We start from the raw sequence: 10,784 nt of genomic DNA, 5'->3' as shown, positions 1-10,784 counted from the left end.
ACATCGTCGGCTTTTACAACTGCAAGCGCATCAATTCAGCGTTGGGCAATCTGTCTCCCGCCGCCTATGAACGAAAAATGACAGCACGCGAACCTATCGCGGTGTCCGAAATTACTTGACCACAGCAAAGAGCAAGTACGCGTGGAGCGCTTTGGATAAAAATGGGGTGAGCGGAGGGCGTGCATACGATGCGATGGAGAACGGAATCAACTTTACGCCGCTGTACTGGGGAGTGCCGTCATTTTATGCTGGGCCACCAATTCGCGATTCTAAGCAACAGGCTGAAACTGGAGTGCCGATGGCTGGATTAATTGCCGGCGCGGGAACTTCCGGCATGGCATGGCATTTGTTTTCGATAGCGCCTTGGAGTCTAGCTGAACATCCTGATAAATTGCTGCTCAACATCTTTGAGTTTTTTGATACCCATCCTGACGTACCGTATGTGGTTCTGATGTCCGATGATAGTGCGGGGACGAGAGATGGTATTCGCGCGAAAGGGGATACAAAGATGTTGCAGGATGGATATTACATCCCCGATATGCCCGATACCACCGTGGCATTTGTGCTGGCACGGCGCGAACGTGTTGATTTTTTGCGGCCAGCGATATGGGACGATCCCGGAAATAAGTTCGTACAAGAGCAATTCAGAGCGATGTATTATCAATTGATGGAATCTCTGGCGAAACCAGATAAGGAACTAGGAGCGGATTTTCCTCCCATCCCTCGTCAACCCACCGTCGCCGAATGGCTCACCGCCGCTGCCGCTTTCGCCCAGCGGCCCGATATCCGTGGCGTGGGCTTGCATACGTTCGACAAGCTCAATCCCTGGGAAAATCGCCCCCCGCGTGACTGGAAGCCGACGCCGTGGTTTCCCATTCCGTGGAACCGGGAGCAGATGGAAACATTTGACCGCCTGCCCTCGTTCGGTTTCGTGCACCGACCCGTATTCGTCAAGTTCGCGGATGAGGAAGGCAAGCCCGTCACGCGGCGCGACGCTCGCCAGAAGATATTCAATGCAGGCTGGCAGCAGGCGCTGCAGACCTTGCCGGAAGCGGAGCGTGGCAAGGGGCCGGCGCGCATCGTGGCTGGCACGGGAAATCAGCCGGAACAGTTGCTGATGCTCGAAGGCCTGTTGCATGACTATGCGTCACAAGGCGGACCGGAAATCGACAGCGGCAAGAGCGCGCAGTTCATCAATACTGATCTTCGCCTGGGCAACACGGGCGCAGCCACCTGGTTCATGCAGATGGCCATCGGCGTGATGGGCAGCTATCGCGATGGTGGCGCCAGTGCGGCGATTAATTTACGCGACAGCAATGAGGCCAGCATCATCTTCATCACGCCGCCATCGGATGCGAAACGCCAGCAGCAGGATGCCAGCGGCGATATCTTCCGCAGCCGCGTCACGCCGGCCGTCGACCCGGCCAACTACGCGGCGCCATCGGTGGAAGCCATCCTGGAAAGCTCGGCGGGACAATAATTCGGGAGACAGCATGCGCAAAGTCATCCGTTTGGGCGACGCCACTTCGCATGGCGGCAAGGTGCTCAGTTGTGCCGCCACGCACTTCACGGTCAATGGGATTGCTGTCGCCTGCGTCGGGGACTTGTGCAGCTGCCCCATCAAGGGGCATCAGGGCTGCAAGATTGCCAGCGGCTCGTCCCGGCATAGCATCAACGGCATTGCCATCGCGTTTGAAGGCGATACCACCACCTGCGGCGCCAAGCTGCTCGCTGGTGGTGCCAACTTCCGCACGTCCTGACGTCCGCTCCTCCCTGTATTTCCTGGTAACTATATAATCTGCGCTTGGGCGATCCCCGCCCCTGAACGTCGATTGAAGGAATGCCATGCCAGGATATTTCATGCGCTCTGTAGCGCTCTTTACCGTATCGGCCGTGTGCATCTCAGCCAGCGCCGCCGAGGTGGTGGCAGTGGATGCGCAGCAGCGTGCGTCCTTGCTGGAATTTTATGCGCAGCAATATCCGGGTGAGCCCGCTGCGCGCACCGTGTTCGAGAGCGTGCCGGTGGTGGGGGGACGTGGCAGCGAAGTGGTGGGCAGCGTGGAAACGTCGCCGTATCGTGGCCATGGCGCGCTGTGCCGCACGCAGCGCACCAAGTTCGTGCTGCACGGCGAGGGCAAGCAGGCGCGCTGGCAGGAGGCGGGCATGGAGTATTACGCCTGGCTCGACCGTGGCACCTGCCGCGCGGTGGCTGAACCCGTGCGCATGCTGCAGCGCGTCCCCGATGCGGAACTGGAAGGCGTGTTGCTGTACCAGAAGCCGCTGCTGGAGCGGGCGCGATTATTGATGGCGGGTAACACGGCCTGCGCGCCGCTGCGCGCGCTGAAGTTTACGCTGGCGGCCGTCGACGTGGGCGCCGCCGCACCGCGCGCCGAAGAGCGTTATGCACTGGTGTTCAAGAGCGACCGCGACAGCTACGCCCGCGTCTGGCTGCGCAAGAGCGGCGCCCAGTATGACGCCTGGAATGTGACTTGCCCGCCCGTGCTGTAAGCTGCGCCTCCTCGATTTATTTTTTTGACTGTTGCAACCATGAACGAAAATTCCACTTCCGCCCGCAGCTGGGGCACCATCGTCACGCATAGCGACGAGATGGCCATCATCTACCGCTATGTCGACACCTTCCATGACGACTGGGACCTGTCGTCGCAACCGGACCGCATCATCATCGCCTGGCGTTATGAAGATGAAACGGGCATGCCTGCGCCGAACGAGCGCGAGCACATGGAAGAGCTGGAAGCGGCGCTGGCGCCCGTGGTGGAAGAGGGCGGCTTCGCCACCCTGGCGCTGGTATCGACCGGTGAAAACTTGCGCGAATGGATTTATTACACGCAGTCGGGCGAAGAGTTTTTCAACCGCCTCAACACGGCGCTGGCATCGCGCCCGAAATTCCCGATTGAAATCCGCAGCGCGGCCGACCCCGCCTGGTCGACTTACGCGGGTTTCATGGCGGCCTTACCGAAATAATCAGACCAACGCGGCCGTCACGATGCGCGTGGCGGCCGTGATGATGGCCTGGTTGGTGTCCGCGTTTTTCTGTTCGCGCGTGTAGTACACGGCGATCACCAGCGGTGCGCCGCTGGCCGGGTAGGCGACGCCGATATCGTTGACGCTGCCGTAGGCCCCCGAGCCCGTCTTGTCGGCTACCTGCCAGCCGGCCGGCACGCCGGCGCGGATGCGTTTGTCGCCCGTCGTGTTGCCGCGCATCCAGGCGTCCAGTTGCTGGCGCTCCGTGGCCGGCAAGCTATTTCCCAATAACAATTGCTGCAAGCTGTGCGCCATCGATGCAGGGCTGGCAGTGTCGCGCACTTCGCCGGGGATGGCGCTATTGAGTTCCGTTTCCCAGCGTTCCAGCTGGAATACCGTATTGCCGATGCTGCGCGCAAACGCCGTCACGGCTTGCGGCCCGCCTAATATTGTCATCAGGAAATTGGCCGCGCTATTGTCGCTGTACTGCAGGATGGCGGCGCACAGGTCCGCCACGTTCATGCCGTCGGCCAGATGCTTTTCCGTGATGGGCGAATAGGCAACCAGGTCTTTTTTCTCGTAACGCACGTGCTGGTCCAGCAAGCCCGGTTGGCTGACGCTGCGGGCCAGCAAGGCGGCCGCCAGCATGGCCTTGAAGGTGCTGGCCAGGGGAAAGCGTTCGTCGGCGCGGTAGGCAACGCGCAGCTCGCTGCCCTGGCGCCAGGCGGCAACACCGAGGCGTCCGCCTGCGGCTTGTTCCAGCGCGGCCAGTTGCGTGTGGGCGGCGGCGATGCTGGTGGCGGGCGCGGCAAACAGCAGCGGTGTCGGGAACAGCAGGGCGGCGCCGCTGGCCAGCAGGAGGTGGCGGCGGATGTGGTTTGGAGATTCAGTCATGGTCTGTAGGTGTTGTTGGTGTGGAAAGGCTGGCCAGCAGTTCACCGATGGCGAGCAGGTTGGCCGGTTTGGTCAGATGGTGGTCGAAGCCGGCCGCGCTCGATTGGCTGCGGTCGTTTTCGGCGCCCCAACCCGTCAAGGCGACGAGCACGACGTGGGCGCCGGCCGGTATCCGGCGCAGCGCGCGCGCCACGTCGTAGCCGTTCATGCCGGGCAAGCCGATGTCGAGAAAGATAACGTCTGGCAAAAATTGCGGCGCCATGGCCAGGGCTTGCTCGCCGTCGTGGGCCACTTGCGTGGCATGACCCATCATGTCGAGCACGGCGGCGAGGGTATTGGCCGCATCGGCGTTGTCGTCGACCACCAGCACGCGGAAGCGTGGGCCACCGCCTGCGCTGGCGGGCGCGGCCGGAGTGACGGGTGCGGCTGGCTCCGTCGCCAGCAGGGGCAGGCGCACGCTGAATGTGCTGCCCAGGCCGACGCCGGGACTGGCCGCCGTGGTGCTACCGCCATGCAACTCGGCCAGGCGCCGCACCAGCGACAGGCCAATGCCCAGGCCGCCCTGAGCCCTGCCCATGTTTTGTCCCACCTGGGTAAACATGTCGAAGACGGTGGCGATCGATTCGGCGGGGATGCCCACGTCGCTGTCCTTAACCTCGATCAACACCTCGCTGCCGTCGCGCAGGGCACGCAAGCTGATATGGCCGCCGGCCGGCGTGTATTTGGCGGCATTGTTGAGCAAGTTGCCCAGCACTTGCGCCAGCCGCGTGGGGTCGGCCTCAAGCGGCAGCGCCTGTTCATCGAGTACCACCTGCAACTGGTGGCGGCCCGCTTCGATCAGCGGCATGCTCGTTTCCACGGCGCTGGCGATGATGGTTTTCAAGTCTGCCCGTTCCAGCTTGAGTTCGATCTGGCCCCGCGTAATGCGGGCTACGTCCAGCAAATCATTGACCAGATGCACCATCTGATTGACTTGCCGTTCCATCACGTCGCGCACGCGCGCCACGGTGGCGGGCTTGTCGGCGGCCAGGTGCATGATTTGCAAGCCGTTGCGGATGGGGGCTAGCGGGTTGCGCAGTTCGTGCGCCAGGGTGGCCAGGAATTCCGTCTTGCGCCGGTCCATCTCGGACAGGTTGTCGGCCAACTGGCGTAATTGCTGTTCCGAGCGCTTGCGCTCGCTGATGTCGCTGAACAGCACCGTCAGTAGGCGGCTGCCGGGGCCGCCCAGGCGCGCGGCGAAGACTTCGAACCAGCGCGCCATGGCAACGGCCTCGTTTTCGTAGCGCACGGGCTCGCCGGTTTTCACCACCTGGTCGTACAGGTCGAACCAGTGCTGGTCGTGCTCGGGTACGAAGCTGCGGATGGTCTTGCCGATGGCATCTTCCAGCCCCGACTGCTTGACGAAGGCGGGGTTGCCTTCCAGGTAGCGGAAATCGATGGGACGGCCTTGCTCGTCGTACAGCATTTCGATGACGCAAAAGCCCTGGTCCATCAGGTCGATCAGGGTGCGGTAGCGTTCCTCGCTGCGGCGCAGCGCATCTTCCACCTGTTTCTGGCGCGTGATGTCGAGCAGGACGCCTGGAAATTGCAAGGGCGTGCCATCGGCTGCGTATTCCGCGCGGCCCCGCGCGATGACCGAGCGGTACTGGCCATCGCCGGCACTCATGCGGTAGCTGGCCTCGAAGGGCGCGTGCGCGTGCAGCGCCTGGCCTAACTGCGCGCTGACTTGCTCGCGGTCATCGGGATGGATGATGTCCAGATAGCGCGCCAGGGGCGCCGCCTCGGCCGCACCAGCATTCACGGGAAACAAACGCGCCATATTGCTGTCTACCGTGACCCGGTCGGCCCCGATGTCCCAGTTCCAGGTAGCCACTTCGCCGGCCGCCAGGGTCAGGCGCAGGGTTTCCTCGTTCTGCTTGCTGGCCGTCAGGTCGAGCGAAATGCCGGACAGGGCGATCACGTTGCCGGCGCCGTCGCTGGTGCAGCTGCCGCGCATGTGCACCCAGTGCAGCGAACCGTCGGGCCAGCGCACACGGATGTCGATCTCGAAATCGCTGGCGCTGGCGATGGCCGCGTGCACCACCGTTTGCCAGTGCTGCAGGTCGCCTTCAAGCATGGCGCCCGTCAACTGCGCGTAACCGATGTGGCTGGCAAGCGGCAGGCCCAGATTGGCCTTGAAGGCATCGGAGCAGGCCATGCTGCCGCTGCCCAGGTCGATCTCCCACGTGCCCATGCGCCCGCCCTGCATGGCCAGGCGCAGCCGCTGTTCCGTCTGCCTTTGCTGCGTCACATCGCAATGCGAACCCAGCCATTCAAGAATACTGCCCTCGGGTGCCAGCACAGGCAGCATGCGCACGAGCATATTGCGGTAGGCACCGCTGACGTGGCGCAGCCGGTATTCCGCTTCGAACACGCTCGTCAGATGCGATGGCATGACATAAGGCAAGTTGCGGTCGTCCGGATGCAGTGCATTGAGCCAGCCGCGGCCCAGCAGTTCGGCTTCGGTCTGGCCCGTGAAGGCGCGCCAGGAGGGCTGGTCGCTATCGAACTGGCCGAAGGTTTTCGTGCTCCAGACGATGTCGCAATGGGCGCCCAGCAGTAAATGTGCGGCCTGGGCGGCGGCGGGGGAAGTGGGCAAGTCTTGGCTTTGCAGGCTCGGTTCTGGCATGGATAAGGTCAGTAATGGTGCGGCGCGCCGCCGCTGCACTGGAATGTGGCAGCACGGCAAGGTCAAGTACGGTGATATTACAGTCAAATACCGGCCCGGGCCTGTCTTCCAGGCGCATTTTTGCCGCCTTGTTGAAATGGTGGCGCCAGAGCCGGAAAATGGGAAAAACAGCCAGCCCATGTCCATATTGTGGCTGAATAACCACTAGTCAGCCTTGAATGTTGGTGAATGAATATTTTACATAACAATATTCTTGCCGCGCACAAGCCGCTTGAATTAAATTGGCGCCTTACTCAAAAGTTGGTGTTCATCAGACATCCCAGAGATGCGGCCGCAACCGCTGTCCGCTTGCGTGGCAGCCAGGGCAGAGCCAGTGATGCCGAGAGCGGGGGAACATTCGCTCGCGCTGTTGCACCGTGATGGTGCAAACGATCGTCCAGCGCCGTATATAACCCGGAGACCGGTTGCAAGAAAGACAGATTTCGCAATTCTTTTTTTAAACTTCTGGGAAACCACATGATCAAGATGTCAAAGATGCACAAGCGTTTGTGCGCCAAAAGCGCCGCAATGCTGGCCCTGTCCGCTGCCTTGCCTATCGGTACGGCTTATGCTGATGAAGTCGCTGCTGATACGGCCCCTGCCGCCAGCCAGCTGGAAACCGTGACCGTCACGGCACAGCGCCGCAAGGAAAATATCCGCGACGTGCCCGTCTCCGTGTCGCTGTTGCGCGACGAGAAGCTCGATGTACTGGTGTCCGGCGGTCAAGATATCCGCGTGCTGGCCGGCAAAGTGCCGAGCCTGAACGTGGAATCGTCGAATGGCCGCACTTTCCCCCGCTTCTACATCCGCGGTTACGGCAATACCGACTTCAACATCTTTGCATCGCAACCTGTTTCCCTGATTTACGACGATGTCGTGCAAGAAAACCCCATCCTCAAGGGCTATCCGATTTTCGACGTGGCTGGCGTGGAAGTGCTGCGCGGCCCGCAAGGCACCTTGTTCGGCCGCAATACGCCTGCCGGCGTGGTCAAGTTCGAATCCGTCAAGCCGAACCTGGACAAGGTTGAAGGCTATTACAACGTTTCCACCGCCACGCATAACACCAGCAATGTCGATGGCGCCGTCAACGTGCCGCTGAGCAAAGAATGGGCGCTGCGCTTCTCGACCCTGCGCCAGCACCGCGACGATTATGTCGACAACACCTTTACGGGCCAGAAAAACGCGTTGGATGGCTACAATGAACACGCCGAACGCGTGCAACTGCTGTACGCACCGAACACCATGTTCAACGCCCTGTTCAATGTGCACCAGCGCAATACGACGGGCAGCGCGCGCATCTTCTACGCCAACCTGATCAAGCAAGGCACGAACGATATCGTTGACGGCTTCGACCCGAACAAGTCGTTCACGAATGCGCCGAATTTCCAGCGCCTGCGCACCAATGGCGCCAGCGCCCGCCTGAGCTGGGACCTGGACGGCGTCAAGCTGTACTCGATCACCGGCTTTGAACAGGTCGGCAATTACGTGTCGCATGGCGACATCGACGGCGGCACGCCGACGGGCCCCGGCTTCATTCCTTTCCAGGTTGAAACGGCTGGCGGTATCAGCAGCGTGAAACAATACTCGCAAGAATTCCGCGCCGAATCGAAGAATGCCGGTCCGCTCAATTGGCAGGCTGGCGTGTACTACTTCAATGAAGATGCCAACGGTTTTACCGACAACTTCGATACCAACACGCATGTGCTGAGCACGCACCTGGCCAGCCGCCAGAAGAACTCTGCCTGGGCCACGTTCGGTTCCGTCAACTATGCCGTCAACGATGACTTCATGCTGCGTGCCGGCTTGCGCTACACCAAGGACAAGAAGGATTTCAACACGGTGCAAGCGACCAACATCGTGCAGGTCAACCCGACCAGCGCCGATGTCAGCAAGGCCAAGGTCAACTGGGACCTGAGCGGCACGTATAAATACAATAAGGACGTGAACTTCTACGGCCGTATCGCCACTGGTTTCCGCGCGCCAAGTATTGCCCCGGCCAGCACCAGCGTCCCTGTCACCGTGGCCGATGCGGAAACCATTACCTCGTACGAAGCGGGCATCAAGGCTGACCTGTTCAACCGCCGCGCCCGCGTCGCGTTCAGCGTGTATGACTACCAGGTGAAAAACCAGCAGTTGACGGTGGTGGGAGGTACGTCGAACATCACGCGCCTGATCAATGCCGCCAAGACGAATGGCCGTGGCGCCGAACTGGAACTGGAAGGTTTTGTGACGCCTAGCTTGAAGATGTCCCTGGGCGGCAGCTACAACTTCACGGAAATCAAGGACCCGAGCCTGTCGATCGCCACCTGCGCCCAAACGCGTTGCACCGTGACCGATCCGCTGACCACGGGCAACCGTGCCATCATCGACGGCAATCCATTGCCGCAAGCGCCGAAGTGGACGGTCACCGCCACGGGCCGCTATTCGATGCCGATGGAAAACGGCGAATTCTTCGTCTTTACGGACTGGGCTTACCGCAGCAAGATCAATTTCTTCCTGTATGAGGCAACCGAGTTCACCGGCAAGCCGATGGTCGAAGGCGGCTTGCGCGTGGGCTACACCTGGGATGCCGGCAAGTATGAAGTGGCCGCTTTTGGCCGCAACATCACCGACACCCAGCGTATCACGGGCGCCATCGACTTCAACAACCGCACGGGCTTCATCAATGAGCCACGTCAATTTGGTGTGCAATTTAAAGGCAACTTCTAATTGCCTGATACCAGGCGCCGGGTCTTGCGGCCAGCGCCTGCTTCAACCCGCCAGGTTTGCGCCGTGGCGGGTTTTTTTATGCCCGCTGGGGAAGTTGCGCCAGCCGCTGCGCCCAGGCGGGAACGGCGTGGCGCCAAAATTCATCCACACTGTGGGCGCGCACGTCGAGACCGAGGAAGCGGGCAGCTGGCTGCAGCGCAGACGTCAGCAGTTCGGCGGCATGGATGCCCGTATCGAAGGCGAGGGCGCCCGTCTGCTTCGACAGTTTCTCGCCGCTGGCATTGTTGACGACGGGCACGTGCAGAAAGCCCGGATGCGGCAAGCCCAGCACATCCTGCAGATACAGCTGGCGTGGCGTGGAGTCAAGCAAGTCCGCCCCGCGCACCACCTGCGTGATGCCCTGCGCGCCATCGTCGACCACCACGGCCAGCTGGTACGCCCAGTAGCCATCGCCGCGCAACACGATGAAGTCGCCCACCTCGCCGGCCAGGTCCTGCCGCTGCGGACCATGCCAGCGGTCGGCAAAGCCATACACGGCTTGCGGCCCCTCCGGCACGCGCAACCGCAAGGCCCGCGCCGCCTTTCCCGGCGCCAAGCCATGACGGCAGGTGCGCGGATACACGGCGGCCCCGCCCGTGGGGACACCCGCCTGCAGCACCGAATCGTGGATTTCCTTGCGCGAACAGCCGCACGCATACACGAGGCCATCGTCCTGCAAGCGCTTCAGCGCCGCCTCGTACAGCGCCAGCCTGCGACTCTGCCACGTCGCCTCGCCATCCCACGCCATGCCGCAGCGCTGCAGGGTAGCCAGAATCGCCATATCGGCGCCCTCGACATTGCGGTCATAGTCCAGGTCCTCGATACGCAGCAGCCACGTGCCGCGATGCACCTTCGCATCGAGATAACTGGCCATGGCGGCAACGAGAGAGCCCAGGTGCAGGGGACCGGAGGGAGAGGGGGCGAAGCGGCCGATGTAGGGAGGGGGGAAGTTCGGAGACGGCATGCTGTGAGTGTAGGCAGTGGTGACAGGCGCTGATGGTTTATTGCTCAGGGTGGGGAGCTTTGGCGACAGCGGCAAGTATCGTGCAGGGCGATGGGCAAGTCAAATCCTGGACCGTTCTCGGAATTTCCTAATTAATAATTAAATGCGTAACGTTATCTTCAACATATGAAATTTCTTCGTGACTGTTCAGCAGCTATGGCAGCAATAAAAAGGTTGTAAACAGTCGCGGACAAGTTCATGATGCTGGCATGGCAAAGACACCACCGGCTCCCGATCTTTCGATCCTCTCACACGAGGAGAAGGACACGTGCTGTGGTCAAGTAATTTCGAGGGTGTAAATAATTTTGTGTAAACGGTCATTCGGCAGGACACTGCCGCCACCAAGGAGAAACAATGACCGTTGTAAAGCGTAACAAGCGGGCCAAGCCCGACCCGGAACTGCTCAAACTGGCCGACAGCTTGCTGGCCAACTACCAGAAGCCCGAGGAT

At 61.3% G+C, this 10,784-nt stretch carries 9 protein-coding genes; 6 read left to right on the top strand and 3 right to left on the bottom strand.

The genetic code is table 11. The features are described from left to right. Nucleotides 1-115 precede the first annotated feature (115 nt). From CSZ94_RS25800 to CSZ94_RS25785, 4 genes are all read left to right on the top strand, one after another. Nucleotides 116-1,480 (top strand): type VI lipase adapter Tla3 domain-containing protein, encoded by a 1,365-nt coding sequence (locus CSZ94_RS25800; protein ID WP_146009905.1) that lies wholly within the window; start codon nt 116-118, stop codon nt 1,478-1,480. Between the two features lie 13 nt (nt 1,481-1,493). Beyond that, the gene (locus CSZ94_RS25795; RefSeq protein ID WP_102124127.1) at nt 1,494-1,760 is read left to right on the top strand and encodes a PAAR domain-containing protein; all 267 of its coding nucleotides are present in this window, start codon (nt 1,494-1,496) and stop codon (nt 1,758-1,760) included. Between the two features lie 100 nt (nt 1,761-1,860). Next, complete coding sequence (locus CSZ94_RS25790) at nt 1,861-2,508, top strand: hypothetical protein (protein WP_146009904.1); 648 nt, start codon at nt 1,861-1,863, stop codon at nt 2,506-2,508. Between the two features lie 39 nt (nt 2,509-2,547). Then, nucleotides 2,548-2,982: a DUF695 domain-containing protein gene (locus CSZ94_RS25785; RefSeq protein ID WP_096234129.1), complete on the top strand. Its 435-nt coding sequence runs from the start codon at nt 2,548-2,550 to the stop codon at nt 2,980-2,982. On the opposite strand, the gene bla is transcribed toward CSZ94_RS25785, so the two are convergent. Next, a complete protein-coding gene (gene bla / locus CSZ94_RS25780; protein ID WP_102124126.1) occupies nt 2,983-3,876 on the bottom strand; it encodes a class A beta-lactamase in 894 nt (297 codons plus the stop codon). It abuts the gene before it with no gap. Beyond that, nucleotides 3,869-6,544 (bottom strand): hybrid sensor histidine kinase/response regulator, encoded by a 2,676-nt coding sequence (locus CSZ94_RS25775; protein WP_258001211.1) that lies wholly within the window; start codon nt 6,542-6,544, stop codon nt 3,869-3,871. The genes bla and CSZ94_RS25775 overlap by 8 nt, the downstream gene beginning before the upstream one ends. Between CSZ94_RS25775 and CSZ94_RS28190 the strand changes: the two genes are divergently transcribed. Further along, complete coding sequence (locus tag CSZ94_RS28190; protein WP_180977631.1) at nt 6,543-6,752, top strand: hypothetical protein; 210 nt, start codon at nt 6,543-6,545, stop codon at nt 6,750-6,752. The two genes, CSZ94_RS25775 and CSZ94_RS28190, sit on opposite strands and share 2 nt — an antisense overlap. Nucleotides 6,753-7,060: 308 nt before the next feature. Next, the gene (locus CSZ94_RS25770; RefSeq protein ID WP_102124124.1) at nt 7,061-9,292 is read left to right on the top strand and encodes a TonB-dependent receptor; all 2,232 of its coding nucleotides are present in this window, start codon (nt 7,061-7,063) and stop codon (nt 9,290-9,292) included. 76 nt (nt 9,293-9,368) lie between these two features. On the opposite strand, the gene gluQRS is transcribed toward CSZ94_RS25770, so the two are convergent. Then, nucleotides 9,369-10,295: a tRNA glutamyl-Q(34) synthetase GluQRS gene (gluQRS, locus tag CSZ94_RS25765; RefSeq protein WP_102124123.1), complete on the bottom strand. Its 927-nt coding sequence runs from the start codon at nt 10,293-10,295 to the stop codon at nt 9,369-9,371. Nucleotides 10,296-10,784: the final 489 nt, after the last annotated feature.

The sequence above is a fragment of the Janthinobacterium sp. ROICE36 genome (genome assembly GCF_002869965.1).
Classification (GTDB): domain Bacteria; phylum Pseudomonadota; class Gammaproteobacteria; order Burkholderiales; family Burkholderiaceae_D; genus Janthinobacterium.
The sequence above is the reverse complement of the archived record's forward strand: the minus strand, read 5'-3'. Positions and strand labels throughout refer to the sequence as shown.